The sequence below is a fragment of the Limnohabitans sp. 103DPR2 genome (genome assembly GCF_001412575.1).
Classification (GTDB): Bacteria; Pseudomonadota; Gammaproteobacteria; order Burkholderiales; family Burkholderiaceae_C; genus Limnohabitans_A.
On the sequence record NZ_CP011834.1, the window covers coordinates 1,019,655 to 1,045,828 of the forward strand.

Genomic DNA, 26,174 nt, shown 5'->3' on the forward strand with positions numbered 1-26,174 from the left:
TCCCATTGCAAATCAATTTCGCAACTCTCAAAACTTTTGCAATTGCATTTGCACTGAGCTACCTCACCGCCGGCATTGGCGCAGGTCTGACTGAGCTCGGGCCTTGGTATTTCTCGCTCAAACACCCCGAGTGGAAGCCGCCAGACCCTTACTTTGGTGTCATTTGGAGCACCATTTTTACGCTGTGTGCCATCAGTGGGGCACTGGCTTGGCAGTCAGCTCAAGGGCCAAATGACAAAAAAAGAATTATTTTGTTGTTTGCCACAAACGCATTCTTGAATATTTTGTGGAGTGCCATCTACTTCAAATTGCAACGGCCCGACTATGCCGTTTTTGAGGTGGTTTTTTTGTGGCTGTCGATCCTATTTCTGGTCTTGGGCCTATGGCGCATCAATAAAAAGGCAGTTCTGTTGCTGATACCCTATTGGGTATGGGTTAGCATTGCCACTGTCTTGAATGTGGCCACTGTGAAGCTCAATGGTCCCTTTTGACATCAAAACTTACGTCCTTTGTCATCAAAAATCAAGGAAATATCCCTATCCTCTCAGACTGTACATAGGGTTATAGAGGGTTGAAGCCAAGGCGACTTCTCTTTATAAAGTGAGTTCGATTAGCGGATCGGCACGCTATGTTGCTGGCAGAATTTTTGCCCCGATCACCCAAAAAGGTTGGCACGCTATCCTTCGCAAGGAAATTGCATGTCTAAGTTCAACGGCTTAGGGAGTTCATCTCAGCGCCCCCAGGATTCGGGTGCTGCGAATGACGAGTGCAAGGATTCCCTTCTGGACGTGATTGAGTCTCAAATCATTCCCAGACTGTTGAATTCTCAGCAACTCATCTCTAGCCAGTCCATCAGCGCCGACTCCCCCGAGTTTGGCGAGCCCGTCCCAGAAATGCTGGACTTCACCGCTTGTTGCCTGAAAGGTGATGTGGCGGGCGTGAATCAAATTGTCGATCGCTTGTTAGACCGCGGTTTGAAGCAAGACCGCATCTTCATGGAACTCATCACCCCTGCTGCCAGGCATTTGGGCGTGCTGTGGGAAAAAGACCTGTGCGATTTCAGCGATGTCACTTGTGGCTTGGCGCAGATGCACCAAGTGACCCACCGATTGGGCTACGGCTACCACGACGGCCCTACTGTTGAAGGCGAAACGCAGCGCGTCATGTTGTCTTGCGCGCCAGGCTCTCAGCATTTCTTGGGCTTGACCATCGTGGCCGATTTTTTCCGGCGGGCAGGCGCTCATGTGGTCATTGAAATTTCATCCACCGAATCCGAGTTGATGCGTGCCATTGCCAATGAATGGTTCGACGTCATTGGCATTTCTGTGGCGATTGAAACCCAGTTGCCTCAGTTGCGCGAATTGATTGCGCACTTCAGAAAAAACTCTGGCAACCCCGATGTCAAAGTGATGTTGGGTGGGCCTATCTTCACGCTCAAAGATTTGTCGGCCGACATGTTTGGTGCCGATGCCATTTCCACCGACCCCATTGAAGCGATCAATCTCTTAAAAGGTTTCGCCCTTAAGTAGATTCACAGTGGGTGAGTATCAACTGCGCAGTGCCAGCAGGATCTTCTTCGTGCGCCAAATGCCCTAAGCCGTGTTGTTCAAACACGCGTGCTTGCGGCATCAATTTGCAAGCTTCGTGTGCCATTGAAGGCGGCACGGTTTGGTCTTGCATCCCTAACAAGATGCTCACCTTGTTTTGAAGTTGCGGCAAAGATTTGGAGAGGGTGTCCAATTGCCATGCCGCCATCATGTTCAGGACGCTGTGCACATGCCCAGAATGGCTGAACACACTTTGGTAAAGCGCCAATCCTTGTGCATCCAATTGAGAACCTGTTTGCAAAATGGATTTTTCAATCATGGCGGGTTTGCTGGCCAATTTGGCCGTGGCCCAAGCAGAAACAGGGTTGATTGCGGCTAACTTGGCTGCAGGTCTGAAAATCAAAGAGGGCAGGCCTGGCAGGGGTAACCAAGCGGGGTTAAAGCCGATCAACTGTGTCTGCGACAGTGCGCGCTGTTGAAGCAGCATGTTGGCCGCAATGGCCGCACCCGCAGAGTGCCCACCGATGATGGAGGGCGTGACATTGAGTTGCAACAACAGTGCACGCAAACCTTCGCTCATGCCTTGCATCGACAGGCTGCCCTCAGGCCCTCTGCTGGTGAAAGCGTGTCCAGGCAAGTCGGGTGCGATGACTTGGAAGTGGGCGCTGAGCAATGGCATCAAGCCGCGCCAACTGAAACTGCCCGAACCTGTGCCGTGCAACAGCAGCAAGACAGGGCCTTGCCCCATGATTTGAACATGCCATTGAATACCGCCTGCTTGAATAAACTGGCTGTGCTGCGCATGCGGCCAAGTACTGCGGTAGTTGGCCCACTGCATGGTGGGATACAGGCTGTCAAACATGGTGAATCACTTAAGCCGCCAACTGCCGCATGTTGTCCATGGCGTTGGCCACGCGCTGGGCTTGCACTTGCGGCATCGGCAGGTAACTGCCGCCCATGGTGTGCGCCAAGTTTTGCACTTGCGGGTCGGGTTGAATGGACGTGTCAATCCACAAAGATCGGTGGCCTGTTTGACGCCACTGCGCGCTCCACTGCAAGGCATCGGCTTGCGCTTGTGCGCGACCGCCCAAGCCTTGCAAAGTGACGTTGGCACGGCCATCGCTGAGCATCACCAAAATAGGCGTCACACCCTGCCGATGCAACTGAGCGGCTTGCTCGTAGGCCATTTTCAAAGCCAAAGCCAAGGGTGTGCCGCCCCCGCCAGGCAAGCCAGTCATGGCCCGTTTGGCACGCACCAAAGAGCGCGTCATGGGCAACAGCAGTTGTGCTTGTGCGCCTCTAAAGGCCACGATACAAACGCTGTCACGGCGTGCATAAGATTGTTGCAACAACAATTCAACGGCCCCCTTGGCTTCAGCCAATCGTTGCAAGGCGGCTGAGCCAGAGGCATCTAAGGCCAAAATCAAGCAACTGGACGAGTGCTGTTGATAGCGGTGCACATGAAAATCTTCAGAGCGAATGGCAACGCGCCCTTGTACCTTGGCGCCTCTGAGTTTTTGTTTGGGTGCTGCTGCACGCAAAGTGGCCAACACATGCAAACGAGAATGGCCACCGGGTCTGCCGGGCCGTGGTGGCAGGGGTCGCCCGCGTTGAGAGCCAGTTTTGAATTGACCGCTTCGGCCTGAGGTGTTGCCCTGACTGCGACCCGCTTGCGTCATCAAGGTGTCGAGCATGCCCAGGGGTAAACTGGCCAAGGCCGCGGCTACCATCATCTCTTGCAAGTCTTCCGCTGTGGGTTCTGTCGGTGGCGATTCAGGCTGTGCATCTTCAGAATCTTGCGCAGATTCTGGCGGTGGAGGGGGTGCATCGCTGTGGGGTTCTCGCGGCTGTTCTGCTTTTTCTTCGGATGTCTCTTCTCTTGTCTCTTCTGCTTGTTCTGAGGGCCATTGTGTGGCTCTGGGTGCCAACACGCGACGTGCTGCAAACTCCAAATCCTCATCTTCAACTGTGGTGCGCAAATTCAAGGCTGCATGGCAACAGGCCACACGCAGAGCCAAACTGGGGATGCGCAAAGAATCAATGCCCAAGCCTTGTGCTGTAGCGCACATGGCCAATGCTTGATCGTGCGTCCACTGAAGCTTGGGCAGAAGCGCTTGCATCTGTTGCAAATGTGCTTCGCTGAATTGCACATCAATGGCCTGAGAGTCTGAGTCCAGCGCGTCTACAGTCATGGCTTGAATGTCTGAAGGTGCGAGGTCTTTTAAATCCAACCAAATGCCCAATCGTTCTTGCAGGGCTTTGCCAGTGGGGGCATCGTCTTCTAGTGATTCATCTAAAGCGATAACGCCAAATTGCGTGTTGATTGGCGCTGCATCTGACTTCACATTCAAAGCGGGAATCGACTGCGTGTCCATGGCTTGGGTAATTGGCGCGACCAATGCACTTGGAAACCTTTCGGCCATGCTGATGCAAACCGCACCCTGATGGGCTTGCTGTAACAAACCGTTCTGCATGTGAAGCTGGCCCGTTTGCAAGGTGGTCGACAAATCAATGCCGCCTAACAAGCGTTCAAGGTCAATGCTGCCGGGTAGCTTGACGGTTTTGACACTGCTGTTTTGCAATGCCTGGAGCCAACGTTCACGCACTGGCCCAAAGGGTGCCTTCAGCCAAATACCGCCAAAGCCGTGAGGATCAATTTGTAAAAGCTGCAAGGACGTGATGGCATCGTTCCATGCCGCCATGCCTTGCAAGGAGTTTGGCGATGCCAACTTTTACGCACCCAAAATTTCTTGCAAACACCTTTGCACGCGTTCGCCAGAATCGGTGTCGTCCAAAGGGTTGCGACGAAGGCGATGGCGCAAGGCCAGGGGTGCAATGGTTTGAAGGTGTTCTGGCTTGACAGACTTGCTGCCTTGCATGGCTGCCAAGGCACGCGTTGCGCGCAGTAGGGTCAGTTCTGCGCGAAGCCCATCCGTGCCCAGTTGCTGACACAAGCGTGCGCAAAGGGTGAGCATCTCGTCGCTGATCACCACCGAGTCCAACAGCTTTCTGGCTTTGACGATGCGTTTTTGGAGCTTGTCGCTTTCGTCTTGCCACTGTGCTTTGTAGCCCACGGGGTCTTTGTCAAATGCATCGCGGCGTTTGATGACTTCAACGCGAAGTGCGATGTCTTGTGGCGTGCGAACTTGAACCGACAAACCAAAACGGTCGAGCAATTGCGGACGCAATTCGCCTTCCTCAGGATTGCCACTGCCAACCAACACGAAGCGCGCCGGGTGGCGAATGCTGAGGCCTTCACGCTCTACCAAGTTTTCGCCGGAGGCGGCAACGTCAATCAGCAGGTCGACCAAATGATCGTCCAACAAATTCACTTCGTCGATGTACAAAAAACCGCGGTGCGCTTGGGCCAACAAGCCAGGCGAAAACTCTTTGATGCCTTGCGACAAAGCTTTCTCTAAATCGAGTGCGCCCACAATGCGATCTTCTGTCGCGCCCAAAGGCAAGTCCACCACGCTGACAGCACGGCTTTCGGTTTGGAGTTTGGTTGCTTTGGCACCCGGTGTGCCTTGCGAGGATTGGCAAACAGGGCAGGCCTGCGCTGGCTTTTGTGGATCGCATTTGTAGGGGCAGCCCTTCACCACCTGAATGGGCGGCAGCAAATCGGCCAAAGCTCGCACGGCGGTGGATTTGCCAGTTCCTCGGTCGCCCAGCACCAGCACGCCACCCACAGTGGGGTCAATGGCCACCACCTGAATGGCGAGGGTCATCTCGTCTTGACCGACGATGGCTGCGAAAGGAAACGTGGATGCCATGGAAAATCCCACTGAACTGATTCAGTCCATCATCTGAAACAAGCCTCAAACTGTCAAGTTAAATTTACAGTTTGAGGCTTCAACTAGGGGTTACTACTGTCGGTTTAGAGCGACGAACGCAATTTCTTGGAGTGTCGATGGACGGTTTCAACCAAAGCTGTCACATGCTCGGGAGGCGTGTGTTGATGGATGCCATGCCCCAAATTGAAAATATGGGTGGGTCCTGTTTGGGTGGTGTCGGTGTGCGGTTTGCCAAAGCTGTCCAAAACCCGAACCACTTCTTTTTCGATGCTTTGCGGCGGTGCAAACAGCACGTTGGGGTCGATGTTGCCTTGCAGTGCTTTGCCTGGGCCGCCCACTTGGCCGCCAACCATGGCGCGGGCTTTGCCCAAGTTCATGGTCCAGTCGAGGCCCAAGACTTCGCAGTCGAGTTGGCCCATTTCGTCCAGCCACAAGCCACCGCCTTTGGTGAACACGATGCGAGGGATTTGTTGGCCTTCATGCTGTTTTTTGAGCTTGGAGAGCACCAATTCGGTGTATTTCAGACTGAATTGCTGGAAAGCACCATCGGCCATCACGCCGCCCCAACTGTCAAAAATCATCACGGCTTGAGCGCCTGCGTCAATTTGGGCATTCAAGTATTCCGCCACTGAAAGTGCGTTGATTTCCAGAATGCGGTGCATCAAGTCGGGTCGGCTGTACATCAGGCTTTTGACCAAGCGGTAGTCGTCAGACCCTGCGCCTTCGACCATGTAGCAGGCCAAAGTCCAAGGGCTTCCCGAGAAGCCGATGAGGGGAACTCGTCCGTTCAAGGCCTTTCGAATGGAGGTGACCGCGTCAAACACGTAGCGCAGTTTGTTCATGTCCGGCACGTGCAAGGCGGCCACAGCGGCCTCATCGCGCACCACTTTCTCGAATTTGGGGCCTTCGCCAAGTGCGAAGCTCAAGCCCAAGCCCATGGCGTCTGGCACGGTCAGGATGTCAGAAAACAAAATAGCTGCATCTAGAGGATACCGGTCCAAGGGCTGGAGCGTGACTTCTGTGGCGAAGTCGGTGTTGGTGGCCAAGCCCATGAAACTGCCCGCTTTTTCGCGGGTTTTTCGGTATTCAGGGAGGTAACGGCCTGCCTGACGCATCAGCCAAACTGGGGTGTGGTCAGTGGCTTGGCGCAGACAGGCGCGCAGGAATTGGTCGTTTTGGAGTGTTGGGTACATGGTCGTTTGGGGTCTGGTCAAAAACCAATCCTTGTCTAAGTGTCAATTCAAAATATATGCAAAGTGTCAATTTAACTTGACGATTTGTCAAATCTGGGTAAATTACAGGTCTGTCAATCACCTCGTCAGGCCCATCATGACCGCCTTGTTGGAATGGATTCAATCGCCAGCGCAGTTGCGAAAACTGTCGCGCGACAGTTTGCCTGGCTTGGCCCATGAATTGCGCGAGCGTTTGATTCAATCCGTTTCACAAACTGGCGGTCACTTCAGTTCCAACTTGGGCACTGTCGAGCTGACCATTGCCTTGCACTATGTCTTTAATACGCCAGAAGACCGTTTGATTTGGGATGTGGGCCATCAAACCTATCCCCACAAAATGCTCACTGGCAGGATGGACCAAATGGGGACGCTGCGCCAAAAGGGCGGTCTGAGTGGATTTCCAAGGCGTGAAGAAAGTGCGTACGACGCATTTGGCACTGCCCACTCGTCCACCAGCATTTCAGCGGCACTTGGCATGGCCATGGCCGCCAAACAAACAGGCAGCCAACGCAAAGCCGTAGCAATCATTGGCGATGGCGCACTGACGGCGGGCATGGCCTATGAAGCGATGAACAATGCGGGCGCTGCAGACTGTGACGTGTTGGTGATCTTGAACGACAACGACATGTCGATCAGTCCACCTGTGGGTGCGTTGAACCAGTACTTGGGCGAATTGATGTCGGGGCGCTTTTATGCGGAAGCCAAAAAAATTGGCGAAAAGTTTTTGAAAAATGCGCCGCCCTTGTTTGCACTGGCGCGTCAACTTGAACAACAAACACACAACTTCATCCAACCCGAAACCATTTTTGAAAAGTTGGGATTCACTTACACAGGCCCTATCGATGGTCACGACGTAAACGGCATGGTGGATGCCTTGCAAAAATTGTCGCAAGCCAAGGGCCCACAGTTCTTGCACGTGGTCACGCGCAAGGGCAAAGGCTATGCGAAGGCCGAAGCCGATCCCATCAACTATCACGGTCCTGGCAAGTTCGACCCCGCTGTGGGTCTCACACCTGCAAGCAGCAGCAAATTGACCTTTACGCAAGTGTTTGGCCAATGGCTTTGCGACATGGCCGCCAAAGATCCCCGCTTGGTCGGTATCACGCCCGCCATGCGTGAAGGCTCTGGCATGGTGGCATTCAGCCAACGCTTTGCCAACCGTTATCACGATGTCGGCATTGCAGAGCAGCATGCCGTCACCTTTGCAGCAGGCATGGCCTGTGAAGGTTTGAAGCCTGTGGTTGCCATTTATTCCACGTTTTTGCAACGTGCTTACGATCAATTGATTCACGATGTGGCGCTGCAAAATTTGCCAGTGGTTTTTGCACTGGACCGCGCAGGTTTGGTGGGCGCTGATGGGGCCACGCATGCCGGCATGTTCGACATCGCTTTCACCCGTTGTATTCCGAACATGAGTGTGGCGTGTCCTGCTGACGAAAACGAATGTCGCCAACTCCTCAGCACCGCTTATGCACAAGACCATTCAGTCACAGTGCGATACCCTCGTGGCGCGGGTATCGGTGCCGAAGTCTGCAAAGACTTAAGTTGCTTGCCCTTTGGCAAAGGTGAGATTCGAAGACAAGGCAAAGGCGTTGCCATCTTGTCCTTTGGCCCTTTGCTCTACGAAGCATTGAAAATGGCAGAACAGATCGATGCCACAGTGGTCAACATGCGTTGGGCCAAGCCTTTGGACCTTGAATTGCTGAACGAAGTTGCCCAGACCCACGAACGCTTGGTGACCCTTGAAGATGGCACACGCAAAGGCGGTGCTGGCGCCGCCGTATTGGAAGCTTTGCAAGATTTGGGTCTGGCCAAGCCCGTGCTGGTCATTGGCTTTGAAGATGAATTCACAGAACATGGTGATCCGGCTCTGTTGATGCAGCAATATGGCCTGACAGCGCCAGGTATTCAAAAGCGCATTGAAACCCATTGGCCCGATGTTCAAGCGACTCCCGCGCTCAGAAGGGTTGTTTAAATGGCAGTTTGGACGCTTGGCCTGAACCACCGCACCGCGCCGATTGATTTGCGGGAGCGGTTTGCTTTTGCGTCTGAGCAGTTAGAGAACTCGTTGATTGGTTTGCGACAAAGTTTTGACAGCCACAAAGAAGTGGCCATCTTGTCCACTTGCAATCGAACAGAAATTTACTGTGCAGGTGACGCGGTGCAACTTCCGCAAACACTTTCTTGGTTGGCCGAGAAGGGGCAAACCAACATCGAGGTGTTGCAATCGCACATTTACCGCTTAGAAGGGGATGCCTCTGCGCGCCATGCCTTTAGAGTGGCCAGTGGGCTCGACTCCATGGTGTTGGGGGAGTCGCAAATTTTGGGGCAATTGAAGGACGCTGTGAAGTTGGCGGCGGACACGGGTGCATTGGGCACCACCTTGAACCAATTGTTTCAGCGCTCGTTTGCAGTGGCCAAAGAGGTGAGAACATCCACTGAGATTGGCGTTCACTCGATCAGCATGGCAGCAGCCTCTGTGCGTTTGGCCAGCCGCATTTTTGAGAACATCAAAGACACCCATGTGCTGTTTGTAGGTGCTGGTGAAATGATTGAATTGTGTGTGGCGCACTTTGCCGTCAAGTCGCCACGTTCCATCACCATTGCCAATCGTTCGGCAGACAGAGCCCAGGCCTTGGCCTCTGCGCATGGTGGTAAGTCCATTGCACTGGTCGATTTACCCAAACACTTGCATGAGTTTGACATCATCATCAGTTGCACGGCCAGTTCTTTGCCCTTGATTGGATTGGGCGCTGTGAAAAGCGCGCTGCGGGCACGCAAGAATCGCCCCATTTTCATGGTGGACCTTGCGGTGCCACGCGACATCGAGCCTGAGGTGAAAGACTTGAACGATGTCTATCTGTACACGGTAGACGATCTCAAAGAAGTGATCAACAGCGGTCAATCGCAGCGCCAAGCGGCAGTGGTCGATGCAGAAATCATCATCGACGCGGGTGTTCAAAAGTTCATGGCGTGGCTTGATCAAAGAGCACATGTTCCCCTCATTCAAGAGCTCAATTCGCAAGCCGACCATTGGCGTCAGGCTGAATTGATTCGCGCGCGCAAGTTGATCGAAAAAGGACAGCCCCTTGAGGAGGTCTTGGAATCTTTTTCGATCGGACTGATGAAAAAAATGCTGAATGGTCCTTTGCGAGAACTTCACCATGCAGAAGTAGAGCAAAGAGACAAAGCGCGGGAAGCTGTGCGAAAAATGTTCCTCAACGCCTAACAGACCCATGCGTGTTCTTTTGTTGGGTGCATCGGGCACCATCGGTCTTGCAACAGCCCGAGCATTGATGCAACAAGGCCATCAACTGGTTTGTTTTTTGCGAAAGACTCTACCGTCTACGGCAAGAGCAGACAAGCCCGGCTTCCTCACTGAATTAAGGGGTGCTGAACTTCGATATGGTGACCCCTGCAGCTTAGAGTCCCTTCAGCAAGATGCTTTTTGCAATGAACCATTTGATGCCGTGGTTTCTTGCCTAGCGTCGCGTACGGGAACGCCTCAGGATGCTTGGGCTGTGGATTATCAGGCCCACCTGTTTGCACTGGAAGCTGCCAAAGCGGTGGGTGTGCGTCAATTTGTGCTGCTGTCGGCCATCTGCGTCCAGAAGCCTTTGTTGGCATTTCAAAAAGCCAAGTTGGCCTTTGAGTCCGCCTTGATTGAATCAGGTATGACGTATTCAATTGTGCGGCCCACCGCGTTTTTCAAATCGCTTGCGGGTCAGCTAGCGCGCGTTCAAAAAGGCAAACCCTTTCTCATCTTTGGCGATGGCAGACTCACGGCTTGTAAGCCGATCAGCGATGATGATTTGGGTGATTTCATCGCAGGGTGTTTGACAGATTCGAACAAGCACAATCAAATTCTGCCGATTGGCGGACCCGGTCCGGCCATAACACCGCGCGATCAAGGTGAGTTTTTATTCCGGCAACTTGGCAAGCCCGTCCAATTTAAAAGTGTGCCTGTCGGCCTGCTTGATTTCATCATTGGTGTGCTGGATGTACTTGGCAAAATTTCATCCAAAGCGGCTGATAAAGCAGAGTTGGCTCGCATCGGGCGCTACTACGCCACGGAGTCGATGTTGGTTTGGAATGCGGACTTGCATCAATATGACGCAGCGGCGACGCCTTCGCACGGGCAGCAAACTTTGTTTGAGGCTTATAAGGCGTGGCTGGCCGGAAAACCTGCGCCTGAGCGTCGTGAGCATGCTGTGTTTTAAGGATGTTGAGTCGCTTCACGCACAGGTTTTTTCCAAAGAGCTTTGCCGAGGTAAATGACCAACTTGGCATCTTTGGGAAGCTTGGGTAGTCTGTCTACAATGCTGAATGATCATTCTTCAACACATCCCCATTTGGGTCTTTCTAATTTTGGCTGGACTTTTGTGGCTGGGACTTTCAGCCCGCAAAGATCGCAAGATCAGATGGCGTGTCCCCATCATCGTTCCTATTGCATTGACGATCATGGCCATCACTTCCTTGTTGGGGCAATATGGCGCGACAGATTTGCTATTGCCTGCTTTGGTGTCGTGGGGTGGTGTGTGTGCTTTGCTTGCCTGGCTTTTTGCAAAACGCCCTTTGCCAGAGACAGTTCACTATGACCTTGAAACGGCCAAGTTTCAATTGCCAGGCAGCTACGTGCCTCTGGCCATGTACATGGGGATTTTTGCTTTCAAGTTCATGGTGGGTTTCATGTCGGGCATGCGAATGCCTATTGTGAACGAACTGCTCTTTGTGCTGAGCATCAGTGCCGTATACGGCTTGTTTTCTGGTTTGTTTCTGTCTAATGCTTGGCGATTGTTCAAACTAAGGTCCAACACGCTCGGCCTCTGATGCGCTTTTCAAGCGCTTGTTGCAACCCATCAATCGCTGTTGTTGGGCCTGTTCAGGGACTGTCCGCTGGTTGACAGTGGGTCGTGTCCTGCTCAACTAAGATGCCCCGAAACACAGACGACAGCTTGACACAGGCGTGATGACAATGACTTCAGAACTTTCTACTTGGCTTGCCGATGAAGCCAAAGCAATGGCAATTTATGAATCGGGTGCCGGTATTGGTACTGCCACACGGGAGCAAATTGCAGGCATGACCGGTTTGCAAATGATGCAGGCCATCATGCGGGGCGAATTGCCCGCAGCGCCGATAGGCAAGACCTTGGACTTTTGCTTGGTCCATTTGGAAGAGGGGCGAACCATTTTCCAAGGCACCCCTTTGGCCAAGCATTTCAACCCTCTGGGCACCATCCATGGTGGTTGGACTTCAACGCTGCTCGATTCTGCTTTAGGCTGTGCGGTTCACACCAAAATGCCCGTGGGGCGGGCTTACACCACGGCAGAGTTGAATGTCCACATGGTGCGCGCTATTACACCCAAGGTTGAGCGTGTGCGTGCCATTGCCGAGGTGTTGCACTGTGGCCGCCAGTTGGCCACTGCGCAAGCCAAGCTGGTAGGTCCTGACGGCACTCTTTACGCTCATGCAACTTGCACGTGTCTGGTGTTTGAGATGAAGTGAAAAATCTTTGTGTATTGAGTTATTGTTGGGAGCGTCATTGATGAGCATCATTCTGAAAAATCCAGTCACTGGTCCAGCAGCTTGGACGGGTCAGGATATTCAAAACGACACCAGTTGGATCGAGCAACTTCAGGCTTCAGACATTCAAGCTTTGGATGAAGCGCTTGCAACACTCAAATCTAAAGGCCGTGCCTTTCCAAATTTTGAGCGTGAAGATTTTCCCATTGGTACTGCCTTGTTGAAAAGGCTCGCCGCTTTGTCAGATGAGTTGGAAAATGGGCGAGGTTTTTCTCTTTGGCGCGGACTGCCCGTGCATCGCTACAGCGAAGATGAGCTGAAAGCGGTGTATTACGGCATTGGCTTGCACTTAGGACTGCCCGTGTGTCAAAACCCGCGCGGTGATTTGCTGGGCGAAGTGGCTGCAGTGGGGGATCCCAAAGATGTCCGTACCCGGGTGTACCAAACCAATTTGTATTTACCTTATCACTCCGATCCATCGGATGTGGTGGGCTTGCTGTGCGTGCGCAAAGCCAAGCAAGGCGGCATCAGTAGCCTTGTCAGCGTCGCGCGCATCTACAACGAAATATTAGAGAAACATCCTGAGTATTTGGGCATCTATTACAGAATGTTTTACTTTGAACATTTGTGTGAACCACAGCCCAGCTTGTCTCCCATCTTCAGCTATCACCTAGGTAAATTAAGTTGCCGTTATTTGCGCCAATATCTGGAGTTGGGATGCGACATCAAAGGCGTGCCCTTGTCAAAGGTGGAAATGGAAGCCCTCGATTGTTTCGACCGCATCATGCATTTACCCGAAATTCGCGTGGACATGTTGATGGAGCCTGGCGATCTGCAGTTTGCCAACAACTATGCAGTGCTGCATTCACGCACTGAGTTTGAAGACCATGACGATGTGGCGCAGCGTCGACGAATGTTGCGCTTGTGGTTGAAGATGCCAAATGCCAGAGAGTTGGCACCAGAGTTTCCTGGCCGAAATGGATTTCCACCTCCCAACACACTCTGAGGATTACGATGAGCGCCCCCGTTGAACCTAAAAAATTCGCCTTCTCGCAAAACATCTTGCCAGCCATCCAAGACATGGCCAAAGAAATGGTGGAGGTGCGTCACCAAATTCATGCCCACCCCGAATTGGCATTTGAAGAACACGCCACCAGCGACATGGTGGCGGCACGTCTAAAAGAGTGGGGCTATGAAGTGCACCGAGGCTTAGCGGGCACGGGCGTGGTGGGCACCCTCAAGCGCGGTACCGGCAAGATGCGCTTGGGCATTCGCGCCGACATGGACGCGCTTCCAATTCAAGAAACCACAGGCTTGCCCTATGCCAGTCAATTGCCCGGCAAGATGCACGCTTGTGGCCACGATGGCCACACTGCCATTTTGTTGGCTGCCGCACGCAGCATTGCGCAAGATCCGCAGTTTGACGGCACTTTGAATTTGATTTTCCAGCCCGCCGAAGAAGGTTTGGGTGGTGGCCGTGTGATGGTGGAGCAAGGCTTGTTCAAACTGTTTCCATGCGATGCCATCTTCGCATTGCACAACATGCCGGGCATGCCTGAAGGGCAGTTTGGTTTCCGCGCGGGTGCCTTCATGCCATCGTCTGACACTGTGAACATCACAGTGCGAGGTAAAGGTGGCCATGGTTCTGCGCCGCATTTGTCAGCCGATCCTGTGGTGGCTGCAGCTCACATTGTGGTGGCCTTGCAAACGGTGGTCTCTCGCAATGTGGACCCACGTGAAATGGCCGTCATTTCTGTGGGTGCCATTCATGGCGGTGAAGCTGCCAATGTCATTCCTCAAAATGTCACCATGCGCTTAACGGTGCGCGCTTTCAATCCAGAAATTCGCGCCATGCTCAAACAGCGCATTACCGATTTGGTTCAATCACAAGCGCAGACCATGGGCGTGCAGGCCGATGTGGATTACGACTGGCGCTACCCCTCGCTCATCAACGACGAAGCCAGCACGGCCTTTGCCAAGCAAGTGGCCTTGGACTGGTTGGGTGACAAGGGTGTCATGCCCAACTTGGCACCCTTAACTGGCAGCGAAGACTTTTCCTTTATGCTGCAAGAGTGCCCTGGCTGTTACCTCATTGTGGGCAATGGCCAAGGTGAACATCACCACACAGGTGGTTGCATGGTGCACAACCCAGGCTATGACTTCAATGACGCGATCTTGCCGATCGCTGCCAGCTATTGGGTGAAATTGGTCAATGCTTATTTGAAAGCTGCATAGTTTGAGAGAGGCAGTGAACCGCTGTTGTATTCTGTCTTTTAAGTGTTGACGAATACCTCAAGGATGCCAAGTTGAAATCACCTTAGGTGTCTCTTGCGACGCCGATCCAGCCAGTGCATATGACAACTGGTTGGCCGCGTTCATCACAGTCTTCGCATGGACTTGCAGCTTGCTTTTACTCAAGCGTGCTGTCGGGCCAGAAATGCACATCGAGCCCAACAGTCGCCAGTTCAATCCAAACACTGGCGCTGCCACGCTGGAAACCTCTGGGTCTCTTTCTCCCATTGACATGTGATAACCCCGACGACGAATCGTTTCATATTCGTCCCCGCCTGTGCCAGAGAACGCCAAGATCACTTTGCCTGGGGCACCTAAGTTCAATGGCAATCGCATGCCAATGCGCACGTGGTGGCGTACCGATTGCGGTCCTTCGATGCGAGAAATGCATGAGCGAACATCGCCTTCGCGTACATAAAAAGAAGCGCTCTCTTTGGTTTCAGCGGACAACTGTCGCAATGTGGGCTCCACCACATCGTTGATGTCAAAACCGGCTTGGTAGCGTGCACCTAGCCAACCCGCGGCTGCACCTAAACGCCAAGTGCCTTCCTCCTTTTGCACCATGTAGCCCGAAAGGGCCAGCGTGCGCGCCAGTCGCAAAACGGTGGTGTTGTGTAGGCCTGTTCGTCGGCTGAGTTCTGCCAGTGAAAGGTGCTGGTCGCCAATTTCAAAGACTTCCAGAATTTGCAAAGCCCGTTTCACAGCGATGACGCCGCCGTCGTTTTGGGGTTCATCGGTGGTGGGTGCCGCGTTGGATTTTCGTGCCATGAAACATCTTTCACTGTGTGAAATACCATTGTATTCAATGAAAGATGAATGAACAATCCATCTCAAACAATTCTTCCCTTTTGGAGACAAATATGACTCATTCAGTGCTGGCGCGTCGCCTCTTGACGCAGGGTACATTGGCAACTCTTTTGATCGGTACCACACTGGCATTCAACGCTCTTGCGCAAAACTGGCCCTCGAAGCCCATCCGCGTGGTTGTGCCCTTTCCGGCAGGTGGTGGCACTGATTTGATTGCACGCGAGGTAGGTAACAAAGTGGTGTCCAACACCAAATGGACGTTCATTTACGACAACAAGCCTGGCTCAGGGGGCAATATTGGGGTGGACGCCATTGCCAAGGCCGCGCCCGATGGTTTGAATTTGGTCATTGGCCAAACGAGCAACTTGGCCATCAATCCGAGCCTCTACAGCAAGCTGCCCTATGACCCTTCAAAAGACCTGACGCCCATTGTCAATATCGGCAGTTCACCCGTGGTCTTTGTGGTGGCAAGCAATTCGCCATACAAAACATTTGGTGAATTGTTAGCGGCAGCAAAAGCCCAACCTGATGCCATCAATTACGCAAGCTCGGGCAGCGGTACGGTGGCGCACTTGGCCACTGAGTTGATGCAGAAAGAAGCGGGCGTTCGCATGACGCACATTCCCTATAAGGGTGCCGCCCAAGGCTTGACCGATGTGATCGGTGGCAATGTACAGGTCTACGTCTCCTCTGTACCCACCCTGATTGGTCATATCAAGAGCGGCAAGCTCAGGGCATTGGCAGTGACATCTGCTAAACGAACAGACGACTTGCCCAATGTTCCCACAGTGGCCGAGTCTGGTTTGAAGGGTTTTGAAGCCACCACCTGGTTTGGATTGTTAGGCCCCGCCAAGTTGCCGGCAGAGGTGGTTTCAGCTGTGAATGCTGAAGTGAACAAAGCCTTGCGCGCAGAAGACTTGCGCAAAAAACTGGGCGATCAAGGCTTGGACATCACAGGTGGAACGCCTGAACAATTTGCCAAGCTGATGCGTGATGACCTCGTCAAATGGGGCAAGGTTGTTAAAGAGTCCGGCGCCCGCGCTGACTGATTAATTTTTAATTTGGGATTTTTATGAGCCAAGATATTGTTAAAAATTTTGAACGTGTGCCCGCCGACTTGGTGCAAAAAGCATCCGTCCATCAGGCGGCTATTTTTGCCGATGTGGCGGGCCGACGTGGTGTGATGCACGGCCGCATCAGTGCGCTGCGTCCTCACATGAAAGTGGCGGGCCCGGCATTGACGGTGGAGGTTCGCCCTGGCGACAACCTCATGATCCATGCCGCCATTGCCATGGCCAAGCCTGGCGATGTGTTGGTGATTGATGGCAAGGCAGATCAAACTGCCGCGTTGATGGGCACCATCATGATGACAGCCTGCAAACAATTGGGCATAGCTGGTGTGATTGTGGATGCTGCTGTGCGCGACAGTCTGGAAATTGAAGAGATGGACTTCCCCGTCTTTTCTGTGGGCACCAATCCCAATGGCCCCACCAAAAACATTGGTGGCCGCATTGGTCATCCCATTTCTTGTGGTGGCGTGTCTGTCAACCCCGGCGACTTTGTGTTGGCCGATGCCGATGGCATTGTGGTGGTTGAGCGCGAAAAGCTGCCTGGCTTGTTGCCCTTGGCTGACAAAAAAGTGGTGGACGAGGCCAAACGCATTGCGCAAATCAAGGAAGGCAACACCAGCGCTTCTTGGTTGCTGTCATCGCTGGTGGCAGCTGGCGTGTTAAAAGAAGGCGAAACGCTGTGAGTACGCGCCCCGTTGTCATCGTGACAGGCGCAGATTTGGCATCGCAAGCTTTGGCGTTACTGACTGATTTTGAAATTGTGTATGCAGGCAAAACACCGCAGACGCCAGACATGGTCGCTTTGTGCCAGCGTCACAATCCTGTGGCCATCATTGTTCGTTACGGCAGTGTGGGGGCTGAAGTGATGGACGCGGCACCGGCTTTGCGAGTCATCTCAAAGCACGGCAGTGGCACCGACACCATCGACAAAGAAGCCGCAAAAGCGCGCGGCATTGAAGTCTGCGCTGCAGTGGGTGCCAATGCCGCTGCTGTGGCTGAACAAGCCATGGCTTTGCTGCTGGCCTGTGCCAAATCGGTGGTGCACTTGAACGAGCGCATGCATGCAGGATTTTGGGACAAAGCAACGCACAAAAGTGTTGAACTGCATGGCCGCACTATCGGCCTGGTCGGTTTGGGTGCCATTGGCCAACGCTTTGCCAAAATGTGCGATGCCATGGGCATGAAAGTTTTAGGTGTTGACCCCTTCGCCAAAAACTTGCCCGATTACATTCAAGCCGTTGACTTTGATACCCTGTGGCGAGAGTCCGATGCCATCTCACTGCATTGCCCGCTCACGCCAGAAAACCGGCAGTTGATCAATGCCCAAACTTTGGCCGCTTGCAAGCCTGGTGTGATGCTGGTCAACACAGCGCGCGGCGGCTTGGTGGATGAACCCGCCTTGTTGGCGGCGGTTCAAAGTGGCCATGTGTTTGCCGCAGGTCTAGACAGCTTTGCTGTAGAGCCGATGACAGCACCTCACATTTTTCAGGGTGTGCCACAAATCTTTTTAAGCCCTCACATTGGCGGCGTTACCAGCGATGCTTACATCAACATGGGTGTAGGAGCGGCCAAGAATGTGCTCGCAGTTTTGAGTAAATATTCTCAAGCGGTTTCTGCATAAGGTTCTAGCCATCATGATGCAACGCTGGAAAAACGCACCGCCTGGCAGCCACTGGGGAGAGTTTGGCCCAGACGATCGTTTGGGACGAATGAACTTGGTCACACCAGACAAGGTGCGTCAAGGCATTGCGGAGGTCAGGGAAGGACTGACATTTTGTTTGTCCTTGCCCTTGGATGTGCCTGGTGGACGGTCCTTGAACGCGCGGCGCATGCCCCCGCGTTTGTACGGAACTTTGCGAGATGGTGTCAGCGCAGGCGTTCAGGGCTATTGCTGGTCATACGCCACAGAAGATCCCAACTTGACCGATGTCGTGTGCGACGAAGTCATGCTGATGAACACGCAATATTCAACGCAGTGGGACAGTCTGGCCCACATGGGTAGCCGCTTTGATGCCGACGGTGATGGCGATGCTGAAGCTGTTTTCTACAACGGCTTTAGAGCAGGCGTTGAGATTCACCCCGGTTCGACCGATTCAAGCGCTGCAAACGATTGGGCACGCTATCCAGACCCAGATGCAAACGCCTTGGGTGTTGCCAATTTGGCGGCACATGGCGTTCAGGGGCGAGGTGTGTTGATTGATTTGGAAAAACACTTGGGTCGCAAAAAACTTGCTGTGGGCTATGACGCATTGATGCGCATTTTGGATGCAGACAAGGTCCAGATTGAAGCCGGTGACATGGTGTGCTTGCACACTGGTTTTGCAGACACCCTGCTGAACATGCACAAGCAACCCGACCTACAACACCTGCATGAAACGGGCAGTGGTCTGGATGGCGAAGATCCACAACTGCTGAATTGGATTACAGAGACACGTCTGGCCTGCTTGGTGGCCGACAACCCTGCCGTGGAGTTGGTTCAATCTGTGTCACTCACCAAGCCTGCTGGTATGAAACGGCCGCGCTTGCCCTTGCACGAACATTGCCTGTTCAAAAACGGCATCCACTTGGGTGAGTTGTGGTTGCTCACGCCATTGGCACTATGGCTTCGAGCGAATCAGCGCTCTCGATTTTTACTGACTGCACCGCCCTTGCGTTTGCCGGGTGCAGCAGGATCACCCGTGACACCCATTGCGACAGTTTGAACAACTTAAAAAAGGAAGACAACATGAACCGACGATTAATGAACGCTTTGCTATGGGCAGCAGGTGTGACTTTCACACTGAGCACACCCGTAGCCATGGCCGCTTGGCCTGATGGTAAGCCTGTCAGCATTGTGGTGCCCTATGCGCCTGGCGGAACTGCCGATGCGTTGGCACGGCTGATTGCGCAGCACTTGGGCACCAAGCTGTCCACCGCCGTCGTGGTGGTGAACAAAGCTGGTGCAAGCGGCGTCATTGGAGAGCAAGCTGTGGCGCAAGCCTCACCCGATGGCTTCACGGTTTTGTACGACGCAACACCGTTGTCGATCAATCCACATTTGCAAAAAATGCCATTCGATGCAGAAAAAGATTTGATTCCTGTCACGCAAGTGGGTGTGACGCCCATGTTGCTGACGGTGCCTAAAACCTCCACATTTGCCACAGCACAAGACTTCCTGAAGGCGGCCAAGCAATCGCCTGGCAAATTGACTTTTGGTTCCGGTGGGCAAGGCACGGTGCAGTACATGGCACCTGAGTTGATGAACCAGGCTGCAGGCGTCAACATGCTGCACATCCCTTACAAGAGTGGTGGCCTTGCGGTGACCGCGGTGATTGCCGCTGAAGTGGACATGGGCTTTTTCAATTTGCCTGCCATCAGTGGTCATGTCAAAAGTGGCACGGTCAGGGCGCTGGCCATTACTTCTGCACAACGTAACCCTGCTTTCCCAGACGTGCCGACAGTTACCGAAGTGATTGGCAAGCCCTATGAGTCTTATGAGTGGAACGGTATTTTCTTGCCCAAAGGCACCTCTCCTGAAATTGTGAATCGTCTGCAGGTCGCGGTGAAAGAGGTGTTGGCAATTCCCGAAGTCAAAGCCAAGTTCGAGAGCCTGGGTTCGCGCATTGTGGCTTCTACACCTGATGAGTTTCGAAAGTACTTGGCAGGCGAGACCCAGCGATGGGCTGCCACAGTGAAGGCTGCGGGCATTAAAAAAGAGTGACAATGCACTTTAGGTTGCCACATGCTCATACTTCAAAATCCACTCATTCGACCTCTTGAAATATTTAGCGCCATGCCTGAGAAATTCAGGCAGACTGGCGTGCGCAGTGAATGGGCCGATGTGAATCAGGGCGGGCGATTGGCGGATTCATTTTTGGAGGGCCCGGTATTTGACACGCATGGCAACCTCTACGTCACCGACATACCTTTTGGCCGTGTGTTTCGAATTGATCCAAAAGGAGAGTGGGACTTGGTGGCGCAATGGGATGGTGAGCCCAATGGCATGAAGTTTCTAAGCGAGACCGAGTTGCTGGTCACCGATTACAAAAACGGTTTGATGCGCCTGAACATTCAAACGGGGCGTGTCAAATCTTTCCTTGAGCGCCGCAATAGCGAAAGCTTCAAAGGTGTGAATGATTTGGTGCTGGACGCCCGGGGCAATGTGTATTTCACAGACCAAGGGCAAACCGGCATGCACGACCCCTCTGGGCGGGTGTACAGACTGTCGCCCGATGGCAAGTTAGACCTGTTGCTGAACAATGTGCCCAGCCCCAATGGCATCGTGTTGTCACCCGATGAGCGGTTTTTGTTTGTCGCTGCAACGCGCGGAAATTCTGTGTGGCGCATGCCTTTGTTGAGCGATGGCAGTGTGTCTAAAGTAGGGCAGTTTTTCACTTCCTATGGACCGAGTGGTCCTGACGGTTTGGCCATGGATGAAAGTGGTCGACTGCTGGTGGCCAATCCAGGATTGGCTTATGTGTGGGTGCTGTCACATTGGGCGGAACCCGAAGAAATTCTGACGGGACCCAAAGGCGCGTCGCTCACCAACATGGCATTTGGTGGCAAAGACCGCAAAACTTTGTATTGCACAGACTCTACGAATGGCAACATTTTGAGGGCTGACATGTCCGTGGCGGGTTGTCCCTTGCATCGCGCAAAATAGAGGCATGTCAAATGAACACCCCTTCAAAGCGGAACAGCTGAAAGCACTGGCTGCTCAAGCACCGCATCACTGCACCTGCGCCCTGAAAATCTGCAAAGGCTGGGAAAGCGTACCCGACGCACGCTGGCCCGCTGACCAAATGCAAGCTGCAGGCACTCTTAGGCAAGAACTAGCCGAAGGCCAAATGGAATTGACCTTCGAAGAATTCCATCCCAAGGGCACGCGCTACGACTCACCGAACGCGCCTATTGCAGTGGACTACTTTCCCTACAACCGCTGCGACGTCTTCAAGTGCAGCACATGTCAATGTGCTGTCTTGAAGTACACCGAATACGGCGGTTATTACGTGGACACACGTGCCAGGTTGGTCGATCCTGAAATGATCGTGGCACGCTCAGCAGAAGCTTGAGCCGCCACCACTTCCGCCACCATGTCTGCCGTCACGGCAGACAATGTCCAACCTAAGTGACCGTGACCTGTGTTGTAAAACACATTGGCAGCTTTGCCACGACCCACGCGGGGCATCATGTTGGGCATCATGGGACGCAAGCCAGCCCATGGCACCACGGAGCGGGTGTTGATTTTGGGGAAGCATTGGTTGACCCAATCGACCAATGGCTTGATGCGGTCTGCGCGAATGTCGCGGTTGTAGCCGTTGAATTCAGCCGTGCCCGCCACACGGAATCGGTCTTCGCCTAAACGGCTAGTAACCAGTTTGGTTTCGTCGTCCAGCAAGCTGACCTGCGGTGCGCCTGCTTGGCTTTCAGCGTCGTTCAAATTGACCGTGATGGAATAGCCTTTGACAGGGTAGATGTTGACGCGGTCACCCAGTTGTGAAGCAAATTGGTTGCTGGCAACGCCTGCGCACACCACCACGCTGTCAAACGTATGAATGCTGGTAGGCGCATCTGAGTGGGCTACACTGATCTTGACTTGGTTGTTGTCGCTTTGAATGTTGGTGACGTCTTGGTCATACAAAGTGCGAACACCTAAACGCTTTGCAGCCATGGCTAAACCGTTGGTGAACTTGTGGATGTCTCCCGTAGAGTCACTTTCTGTGAAATAGCCGCCGTAGTATTGGCCAGCCAAAGTGGGTTCGATGGCTTTCATTTCTTCGGGGGTCACCGCATGGCGTGGCAAGCCACCCTTGGCCAACATTTCAGAAACTTTGCCAGCGTGGTCAAAGCCTTTTTTGTCGCGGTAAATGTGCAAGATGCCTTGCTTCTTTAAATCAAAATCAATGTTTTCAGCTTCTGCCCAAGCGAACAAATGTTGACGTGCCGCAACAGCCAGTTTGGCCGTTTCAATGGTGTTCTTTTCGTAAGCCGTCATGGAAGCCATAAACTCTGCAAACCAAGAAATTTTGTGCCAGCTGGGTTTGGGATTGACCAGCAGTGGTGCATCACTTTTGAGCATCCACTTCAAGCCCTTGATGATGGTGGAGGGGTGGGTCCAAACTTCTGCATTCGAGGCCGACAACTGTCCGCCATTGGCAAATGAAGTTTCCATGGCGGCATAGCGGTGACGCTCAAACAAGGTGACAGAGAAGCCCCGCTTGGCCAGTGCATAAGCAGTCGTGACGCCGGTGATGCCGCCGCCCACAATGGCAATAGTTTTCATGATTCAGATCTTTCAAAACGTCAAAGGGTTGGGCCATGACACATCTGTGCCTTTGGCGCCCCTTCTGTTTTGGACCTGAGAGATTCACAACACGCTGGGGTGTTGCTTGCTCCTGCGGTGGGTTTGCGGACGAAAACGCAAACCACTCTTCAGAATGAAAGATGACATCGGTCCTTTTGCCTGAGAGTTTCCGGGGCGGTTGCTCCTTCGGCGTTGCTTCTGGAGCAATCTCTCCCGATGTCAATCGAATCTTTAAATTAAGACTTGAAGAATTCCTTCGTCAAGTGTACCCAATAATCAGAGCCTGTTGCAATGTTGTCATCGTTGAAGTCGTAACCAGGGTTGTGCACCATGCACGCGCCCGCGGATTCGCCATCACCGTTGCCAATGAGCAAATAACTGCCAGGAATTTTTTCCAGCATGAAGGCAAAATCTTCGCTGCCAGTTAAAGGCGGACCATTTAAAACAACGCGCTCAGCGCCGACCAAATCCAAAGCCACTTGCCTTGCAAAATTGGTTTCGTTTTCTGAATTCACCAACACGCAATAGCCTTCTTTCCAGTCGACTTCGGCCATGCAGCCAAAGCTTTCGGCTTGCGATGTGGCAATGGCTTTGATGCGTTGCTCGAGCAATTTGCGAACACCCGGGTCCAAAGCGCGAACACTCAATTCGAGTGTGGCCAACGCGGGAATCACATTGTTGGCCTTGCCAGCTTGAATGGAGCCCACCGTCACCACAGCGGTGTGCAGTGGATCGACATTGCGAGACACCACGGTTTGCAAAGCCATGACGATGGCCGCTGCAGCGACCAAAGAGTCGGCAGCGCGATGCGGCATACCGCCATGTCCGCCTGTGCCATTCACGCGAATGGTGACGTAATCACTGGACGCCATGGCACTGCCACTGCGAAACACAAATTTGCCCACAGGTACGCCAGGCATGTTGTGCATGGCAAAGATGGCATTGCAAGGGAACAAGTCAAACAGACCGTCTTGCATCATGCGCAGTGCGCCGCCACCGCCTTCTTCGGCCGGTTGAAAGATGAGGTGCAGCACACCATCAAACTCGCTGTTCAACGCCAACTCGTGGGCGGCCGCCAGCAGCATGGCGGTGTGGCCATCATGGCCGCAGGCATGCATCAGACCGGGCTTGGTGCTCGACCATTCGGCGCCACTGGCCTCTTGAATGGGCAGGGCATCCATGTCGGCACGCAGGCCCAAGCTGCGTGTGCTGGTGCCACGTTGGAGGGTGCCCACCACACCGGTGCCGCCCAAGCCGCGGTGCACTTGGTAGCCCCAAGACTCAAGCTTGGACGCCACCAACTCAGCGGTGCGATGTTCTTCAAACGCCAACTCGGGGTGGCGGTGAATGTCTCGCCGCAGTTGGATGAACTCACCCACTCGGGCTGTGAGCGCTTCGCGCAAGTAGGTCATGTTTATTGCGGTTGCAAGTTGATGGACTTGGCAATGGCGCGGAACTGTGCGGTGCCATCTGCATAAGCTTTGTCAACGGCTTGCAATGACAAGGGTTTGGCAACCAGTTGGCTGTTGGCTTCCAGGCCGCTGCGAACAGCGGAATCACTCAGAGAGTCCGTGATGGTTTTATGCAAAACTTGGACAATGGCTTCTGGTGTGTCTTTTTTGACAAAGTAGCCTGTCCAAATATTGAAAGTGAAGTTCTTCAGTGACTTGCTTTCTGAAATTGCAGGATAAGCTTTGACGGAATCCAGACGCTCGCTGTTGAGCATGGCCAAAATTTTGATCTTGCCTTGCTTTTGCAATTCTTCATATGCTTTGCCAAATGGCGCTAAGAAAATATCAACTTGGCCACCAATCAAATCTTGGTTAGCGGGTGCGCCACCCTTGTAAGGAATGTGGGTCATGGGAATGTTGGTCACTTTGGACAAATGCTCACCCAGCAAATGGTAAAAAGAGCCAGGTCCCACGCTGGCGTATGTGATGGGGCGGCCAGCCTGGGCTTCTTTGCGCGCATATTCCAAGAATTCATCGACATTGTTCACAGGCAAATCTTTGCGAGCTAAGAAAGCAATCTGTGCTGTAGAAATCATTTGCACCAAACGGAAATCTTCGCTCTTGAATTTGACAGCCGAAATCGCCAAGGGTGCCAAGATCAATTCGTTGGGCGAACCTTGGAAAATGATTTGACCGTCAGAGTGTGAGTTCAAAACCTTTTGTGCTGCAATGGCACCACTTGCTCCGCCCAAGTTGTCAACAATCACGGGCTGTCCCAGATTTTTTGACAAGGTGTTGTTCACTGTGCGGGCAATCACGTCAGACAAACCACCGGCTGGATAGGGCACCAGCAACGTGACGGGTTTTGAGGGGTAGGTTTGCGCCAAGACGGTGCCGGCCACGAGCAACATGCCCACAACTGCGGATGCACTCTTGAAACATTTTTCAACCACTGCGTTCATTTCTTGTCTCCTCTTTTGGATAAATAGTGCCCTCATCCTAAAAATGGCTTGAATCCAAGTCAAATGCATAATAATATTCATTAGCATGATTTAAATGCATGGAAAAAACCGATGACCTTGGTCCAACTGAAGCACTTCATCGAATTGGCCGCCAATGGCTCGTTCAGCAAATCGGCTGAAAGGCTGTTCCTCACGCAGCCCGCCCTCAGCCGGAGTATCAAATCTCTGGAGGACGAACTGGGACAAGCCTTGTTTGACAGAGTGGGGCGCAAGAATGAACTGACGCCCTTTGGACATCACATCCTGGGGCAAGCGCGCGAATTACTGGATGCCGCCAACAACTTGAAGCAGAGCAGCAAGCACCTGTTAACAGGACGTCATGGCCAACTGAAGTTGGGATTGGGCTCGGGTCCGGGCGCTTTGTGGATGACCCCCCTCTTAACTTATGTAGCCAATGAATGTCCCGGCGCACGTTTGGAAATTGCAAGGGGTGCCACCACTTTGTTGGTTCAACAACTCAGGGAGAGATTGTTGGATGCGTTGATCCTGGACATTCGCTCACTCACTCCATCGACTGATTTGAAAGTAGAGCCCTTGTGTGAGTTGCCAGGAACTTTCATGTGCAACAAAAAACATCCGCTGACCAAACTGAAGCAAGTCACCTTTGAGCAACTGCTTGATTACCCCATTGCATCAACGCCCTTGAGTGATGAGGTGGCGCGCCTATTGACTGAAAAATATGGTGCACAAGCGCACCCAGATCAACTCATCCAATTGCGCTGCGAAGAAGTATCGAGTTTGTTGGATGTGGCCAGAAGCACGCAGGCCGTGGTCTTGGCTGTTCGCGCGCTGGCGCCTGATTTGGTGGCCTTGCCAATGACGCCGGCGCTCAATGCCAATGCCCGCTTTGGTTGGGTCTCTCTTAAGTCAAGGTCGGAAGTGCCCTTGGCCAGAGTGCTGCGCGAGGCAGCAGTACAGCGTTTGTCGGTGCTTTAAGCGGCTACCGTGTAACCTTCTTCTGCAATGACGTGCGCAATTTCTTCGCGCGCTTTGGAACTCTCTACGTCCACTTTGCCTGCAGGTCGGTCGATGACCACTTTGGCTTCAGGATCTAAACGATTGATGGCTTTTTTAACGGCCATTTCGCAATGGCCACAAGTCATGCCTTGAACTTGAAATGTGTTGTTCATGATCAACTCCTCTCAATAAATT

At 53.1% G+C, this 26,174-nt stretch carries 26 protein-coding genes and 1 riboswitch; of the genes, 17 read left to right on the forward strand and 9 right to left on the reverse strand.

Going from position 1 to position 26,174, the window contains the following annotated elements:
- Positions 1 to 5 precede the first annotated feature (5 nt).
- Both L103DPR2_RS05025 and L103DPR2_RS05030 read left to right on the forward strand, forming a co-directional pair.
- Positions 6 to 491, forward strand: a complete 486-nt coding sequence (locus L103DPR2_RS05025) for a TspO/MBR family protein (protein WP_082466723.1) — start codon at positions 6 to 8, stop codon at positions 489 to 491.
- A 207-nt stretch (positions 492 to 698) separates the two neighbouring features.
- Complete coding sequence (locus L103DPR2_RS05030; RefSeq protein ID WP_055361861.1) at positions 699 to 1,529, forward strand: cobalamin B12-binding domain-containing protein; 831 nt, start codon at positions 699 to 701, stop codon at positions 1,527 to 1,529.
- Here L103DPR2_RS05030 and bchO read toward each other — a convergent pair.
- The 4 genes from bchO to hemE form a co-directional block, all read right to left on the reverse strand.
- Positions 1,522 to 2,409 (reverse strand): alpha/beta fold hydrolase BchO, encoded by an 888-nt coding sequence (gene bchO / locus L103DPR2_RS05035; RefSeq protein WP_055360033.1) that lies wholly within the window; start codon positions 2,407 to 2,409, stop codon positions 1,522 to 1,524. The two genes, L103DPR2_RS05030 and bchO, sit on opposite strands and share 8 nt — an antisense overlap.
- 10 nt (positions 2,410 to 2,419) lie before the next feature.
- On the reverse strand, positions 2,420 to 4,276 hold the full coding sequence (locus tag L103DPR2_RS05040; RefSeq protein ID WP_231717685.1) for a magnesium chelatase subunit D: 1,857 nt from the start codon (positions 4,274 to 4,276) through the stop codon (positions 2,420 to 2,422).
- Positions 4,277 to 4,279: 3 nt separating this feature from the next.
- Positions 4,280 to 5,320 carry a magnesium chelatase ATPase subunit I gene (gene bchI / locus L103DPR2_RS05045; RefSeq protein WP_055360034.1) on the reverse strand — a complete coding sequence of 347 codons (1,041 nt, stop codon included), beginning with the start codon at positions 5,318 to 5,320 and terminating at the stop codon, positions 4,280 to 4,282.
- Positions 5,321 to 5,424: 104 nt separating this feature from the next.
- The gene (gene hemE / locus L103DPR2_RS05050; protein ID WP_055360035.1) at positions 5,425 to 6,534 is read right to left on the reverse strand and encodes a uroporphyrinogen decarboxylase; all 1,110 of its coding nucleotides are present in this window, start codon (positions 6,532 to 6,534) and stop codon (positions 5,425 to 5,427) included.
- Between the two features lie 136 nt (positions 6,535 to 6,670).
- On the opposite strand from hemE, the gene dxs reads away from it, so the two are divergent.
- From dxs to L103DPR2_RS05085, 7 genes are all read left to right on the forward strand, one after another.
- The gene (gene dxs, locus L103DPR2_RS05055; protein ID WP_055361863.1) at positions 6,671 to 8,548 is read left to right on the forward strand and encodes a 1-deoxy-D-xylulose-5-phosphate synthase; all 1,878 of its coding nucleotides are present in this window, start codon (positions 6,671 to 6,673) and stop codon (positions 8,546 to 8,548) included.
- Entirely contained in the window at positions 8,549 to 9,802 is a 1,254-nt protein-coding gene (gene hemA / locus L103DPR2_RS05060) for a glutamyl-tRNA reductase (protein ID WP_055360036.1), read from the forward strand. It abuts the gene before it with no gap.
- Positions 9,803 to 9,809: 7 nt separating this feature from the next.
- Positions 9,810 to 10,793 (forward strand): NAD(P)H-binding protein, encoded by a 984-nt coding sequence (locus L103DPR2_RS05065; protein WP_156339860.1) that lies wholly within the window; start codon positions 9,810 to 9,812, stop codon positions 10,791 to 10,793.
- A gap of 106 nt (positions 10,794 to 10,899) precedes the next feature.
- On the forward strand, positions 10,900 to 11,403 hold the full coding sequence (locus L103DPR2_RS05070; protein ID WP_055360037.1) for a DUF6622 family protein: 504 nt from the start codon (positions 10,900 to 10,902) through the stop codon (positions 11,401 to 11,403).
- A 139-nt stretch (positions 11,404 to 11,542) separates the two neighbouring features.
- The gene (locus L103DPR2_RS05075; protein WP_055360038.1) at positions 11,543 to 12,079 is read left to right on the forward strand and encodes a PaaI family thioesterase; all 537 of its coding nucleotides are present in this window, start codon (positions 11,543 to 11,545) and stop codon (positions 12,077 to 12,079) included.
- 40 nt (positions 12,080 to 12,119) lie between these two features.
- Positions 12,120 to 13,103 (forward strand): TauD/TfdA family dioxygenase, encoded by a 984-nt coding sequence (locus tag L103DPR2_RS05080; RefSeq protein WP_197274910.1) that lies wholly within the window; start codon positions 12,120 to 12,122, stop codon positions 13,101 to 13,103.
- An 8-nt stretch (positions 13,104 to 13,111) separates the two neighbouring features.
- The gene (locus L103DPR2_RS05085) at positions 13,112 to 14,332 is read left to right on the forward strand and encodes a M20 aminoacylase family protein (protein WP_055360039.1); all 1,221 of its coding nucleotides are present in this window, start codon (positions 13,112 to 13,114) and stop codon (positions 14,330 to 14,332) included.
- A 57-nt stretch (positions 14,333 to 14,389) separates the two neighbouring features.
- On the opposite strand, the gene L103DPR2_RS05090 is transcribed toward L103DPR2_RS05085, so the two are convergent.
- The gene (locus L103DPR2_RS05090; RefSeq protein WP_055360040.1) at positions 14,390 to 15,157 is read right to left on the reverse strand and encodes an IclR family transcriptional regulator; all 768 of its coding nucleotides are present in this window, start codon (positions 15,155 to 15,157) and stop codon (positions 14,390 to 14,392) included.
- 92 nt (positions 15,158 to 15,249) lie between these two features.
- Here L103DPR2_RS05090 and L103DPR2_RS05095 point away from each other — a divergent pair, with 92 nt between their 5' ends.
- Genes L103DPR2_RS05095 through L103DPR2_RS05125 form a run of 7 tightly spaced genes read left to right on the forward strand, consistent with a single transcriptional unit; the run spans position 15,250 to position 21,317 of the window.
- Positions 15,250 to 16,245, forward strand: coding sequence for a Bug family tripartite tricarboxylate transporter substrate binding protein (locus L103DPR2_RS05095; RefSeq protein WP_055360041.1), 996 nt, complete (start codon positions 15,250 to 15,252; stop codon positions 16,243 to 16,245).
- Positions 16,246 to 16,268: 23 nt separating this feature from the next.
- Complete coding sequence (locus L103DPR2_RS05100) at positions 16,269 to 16,949, forward strand: RraA family protein (RefSeq protein WP_055360042.1); 681 nt, start codon at positions 16,269 to 16,271, stop codon at positions 16,947 to 16,949.
- Complete coding sequence (locus L103DPR2_RS05105; RefSeq protein WP_055360043.1) at positions 16,946 to 17,887, forward strand: NAD(P)-dependent oxidoreductase; 942 nt, start codon at positions 16,946 to 16,948, stop codon at positions 17,885 to 17,887. Before L103DPR2_RS05100 ends, L103DPR2_RS05105 begins: the two co-directional genes overlap by 4 nt.
- 13 nt (positions 17,888 to 17,900) lie before the next feature.
- Positions 17,901 to 18,968, forward strand: a complete 1,068-nt coding sequence (locus tag L103DPR2_RS05110) for a cyclase family protein (protein ID WP_055360044.1) — start codon at positions 17,901 to 17,903, stop codon at positions 18,966 to 18,968.
- A 23-nt stretch (positions 18,969 to 18,991) separates the two neighbouring features.
- Entirely contained in the window at positions 18,992 to 19,966 is a 975-nt protein-coding gene (locus tag L103DPR2_RS05115) for a Bug family tripartite tricarboxylate transporter substrate binding protein (protein ID WP_055360045.1), read from the forward strand.
- A gap of 21 nt (positions 19,967 to 19,987) precedes the next feature.
- Positions 19,988 to 20,908 carry an SMP-30/gluconolactonase/LRE family protein gene (locus L103DPR2_RS05120; RefSeq protein WP_055360046.1) on the forward strand — a complete coding sequence of 307 codons (921 nt, stop codon included), beginning with the start codon at positions 19,988 to 19,990 and terminating at the stop codon, positions 20,906 to 20,908.
- Positions 20,909 to 20,912: 4 nt separating this feature from the next.
- The gene (locus L103DPR2_RS05125) at positions 20,913 to 21,317 is read left to right on the forward strand and encodes a hypothetical protein (RefSeq protein ID WP_055360047.1); all 405 of its coding nucleotides are present in this window, start codon (positions 20,913 to 20,915) and stop codon (positions 21,315 to 21,317) included.
- Here L103DPR2_RS05125 and L103DPR2_RS05130 read toward each other — a convergent pair.
- From L103DPR2_RS05130 to L103DPR2_RS05140, 3 genes are all read right to left on the reverse strand, one after another.
- On the reverse strand, positions 21,251 to 22,528 hold the full coding sequence (locus L103DPR2_RS05130; RefSeq protein ID WP_055360049.1) for a D-amino acid dehydrogenase: 1,278 nt from the start codon (positions 22,526 to 22,528) through the stop codon (positions 21,251 to 21,253). The two genes, L103DPR2_RS05125 and L103DPR2_RS05130, sit on opposite strands and share 67 nt — an antisense overlap.
- Positions 22,529 to 22,686: 158 nt before the next feature.
- A riboswitch (glycine riboswitch) is annotated at positions 22,687 to 22,775 on the reverse strand.
- 10 nt (positions 22,776 to 22,785) lie between these two features.
- Positions 22,786 to 23,961: a M20 aminoacylase family protein gene (locus tag L103DPR2_RS05135; protein WP_055360051.1), complete on the reverse strand. Its 1,176-nt coding sequence runs from the start codon at positions 23,959 to 23,961 to the stop codon at positions 22,786 to 22,788.
- Between the two features lie 2 nt (positions 23,962 to 23,963).
- The gene (locus tag L103DPR2_RS05140) at positions 23,964 to 24,962 is read right to left on the reverse strand and encodes a tripartite tricarboxylate transporter substrate binding protein (protein ID WP_055360052.1); all 999 of its coding nucleotides are present in this window, start codon (positions 24,960 to 24,962) and stop codon (positions 23,964 to 23,966) included.
- Positions 24,963 to 25,073: 111 nt separating this feature from the next.
- Between L103DPR2_RS05140 and L103DPR2_RS05145 the strand changes: the two genes are divergently transcribed.
- The gene (locus L103DPR2_RS05145) at positions 25,074 to 25,958 is read left to right on the forward strand and encodes a LysR family transcriptional regulator (protein WP_055360053.1); all 885 of its coding nucleotides are present in this window, start codon (positions 25,074 to 25,076) and stop codon (positions 25,956 to 25,958) included.
- Here L103DPR2_RS05145 and L103DPR2_RS05150 read toward each other — a convergent pair.
- A complete protein-coding gene (locus L103DPR2_RS05150; RefSeq protein WP_055360054.1) occupies positions 25,955 to 26,152 on the reverse strand; it encodes a heavy-metal-associated domain-containing protein in 198 nt (65 codons plus the stop codon). The two genes, L103DPR2_RS05145 and L103DPR2_RS05150, sit on opposite strands and share 4 nt — an antisense overlap.
- Positions 26,153 to 26,174: the final 22 nt, after the last annotated feature.

What these genes read in the sequence shown, in the direction of transcription:
- L103DPR2_RS05030 (WP_055361861.1), top strand. Translation starts at nt 699, where the DNA reads ATGTCTAAGTTCAACGGCTTAGGGAGTTCATCTCAGCGCCCCCAGGAT.
- bchO (WP_055360033.1), bottom strand. Translation starts at nt 2,409, where the DNA reads ATGTTTGACAGCCTGTATCCCACCATGCAGTGGGCCAACTACCGCAGT.
- bchI (WP_055360034.1), bottom strand. Translation starts at nt 5,320, where the DNA reads ATGGCATCCACGTTTCCTTTCGCAGCCATCGTCGGTCAAGACGAGATG.
- hemE (WP_055360035.1), bottom strand. Translation starts at nt 6,534, where the DNA reads ATGTACCCAACACTCCAAAACGACCAATTCCTGCGCGCCTGTCTGCGC.
- dxs (WP_055361863.1), top strand. Translation starts at nt 6,671, where the DNA reads ATGACCGCCTTGTTGGAATGGATTCAATCGCCAGCGCAGTTGCGAAAA.
- hemA (WP_055360036.1), top strand. Translation starts at nt 8,549, where the DNA reads ATGGCAGTTTGGACGCTTGGCCTGAACCACCGCACCGCGCCGATTGAT.
- L103DPR2_RS05065 (WP_156339860.1), top strand. Translation starts at nt 9,810, where the DNA reads ATGCGTGTTCTTTTGTTGGGTGCATCGGGCACCATCGGTCTTGCAACA.
- L103DPR2_RS05070 (WP_055360037.1), top strand. Translation starts at nt 10,900, where the DNA reads ATGATCATTCTTCAACACATCCCCATTTGGGTCTTTCTAATTTTGGCT.
- L103DPR2_RS05075 (WP_055360038.1), top strand. Translation starts at nt 11,543, where the DNA reads ATGACAATGACTTCAGAACTTTCTACTTGGCTTGCCGATGAAGCCAAA.
- L103DPR2_RS05080 (WP_197274910.1), top strand. Translation starts at nt 12,120, where the DNA reads ATGAGCATCATTCTGAAAAATCCAGTCACTGGTCCAGCAGCTTGGACG.
- L103DPR2_RS05085 (WP_055360039.1), top strand. Translation starts at nt 13,112, where the DNA reads ATGAGCGCCCCCGTTGAACCTAAAAAATTCGCCTTCTCGCAAAACATC.
- L103DPR2_RS05090 (WP_055360040.1), bottom strand. Translation starts at nt 15,157, where the DNA reads ATGGCACGAAAATCCAACGCGGCACCCACCACCGATGAACCCCAAAAC.
- L103DPR2_RS05095 (WP_055360041.1), top strand. Translation starts at nt 15,250, where the DNA reads ATGACTCATTCAGTGCTGGCGCGTCGCCTCTTGACGCAGGGTACATTG.
- L103DPR2_RS05100 (WP_055360042.1), top strand. Translation starts at nt 16,269, where the DNA reads ATGAGCCAAGATATTGTTAAAAATTTTGAACGTGTGCCCGCCGACTTG.
- L103DPR2_RS05110 (WP_055360044.1), top strand. Translation starts at nt 17,901, where the DNA reads ATGATGCAACGCTGGAAAAACGCACCGCCTGGCAGCCACTGGGGAGAG.
- L103DPR2_RS05115 (WP_055360045.1), top strand. Translation starts at nt 18,992, where the DNA reads ATGAACCGACGATTAATGAACGCTTTGCTATGGGCAGCAGGTGTGACT.
- L103DPR2_RS05120 (WP_055360046.1), top strand. Translation starts at nt 19,988, where the DNA reads ATGCTCATACTTCAAAATCCACTCATTCGACCTCTTGAAATATTTAGC.
- L103DPR2_RS05125 (WP_055360047.1), top strand. Translation starts at nt 20,913, where the DNA reads ATGTCAAATGAACACCCCTTCAAAGCGGAACAGCTGAAAGCACTGGCT.
- L103DPR2_RS05130 (WP_055360049.1), bottom strand. Translation starts at nt 22,528, where the DNA reads ATGAAAACTATTGCCATTGTGGGCGGCGGCATCACCGGCGTCACGACT.
- L103DPR2_RS05135 (WP_055360051.1), bottom strand. Translation starts at nt 23,961, where the DNA reads ATGACCTACTTGCGCGAAGCGCTCACAGCCCGAGTGGGTGAGTTCATC.
- L103DPR2_RS05140 (WP_055360052.1), bottom strand. Translation starts at nt 24,962, where the DNA reads ATGAACGCAGTGGTTGAAAAATGTTTCAAGAGTGCATCCGCAGTTGTG.
- L103DPR2_RS05145 (WP_055360053.1), top strand. Translation starts at nt 25,074, where the DNA reads ATGACCTTGGTCCAACTGAAGCACTTCATCGAATTGGCCGCCAATGGC.
- L103DPR2_RS05150 (WP_055360054.1), bottom strand. Translation starts at nt 26,152, where the DNA reads ATGAACAACACATTTCAAGTTCAAGGCATGACTTGTGGCCATTGCGAA.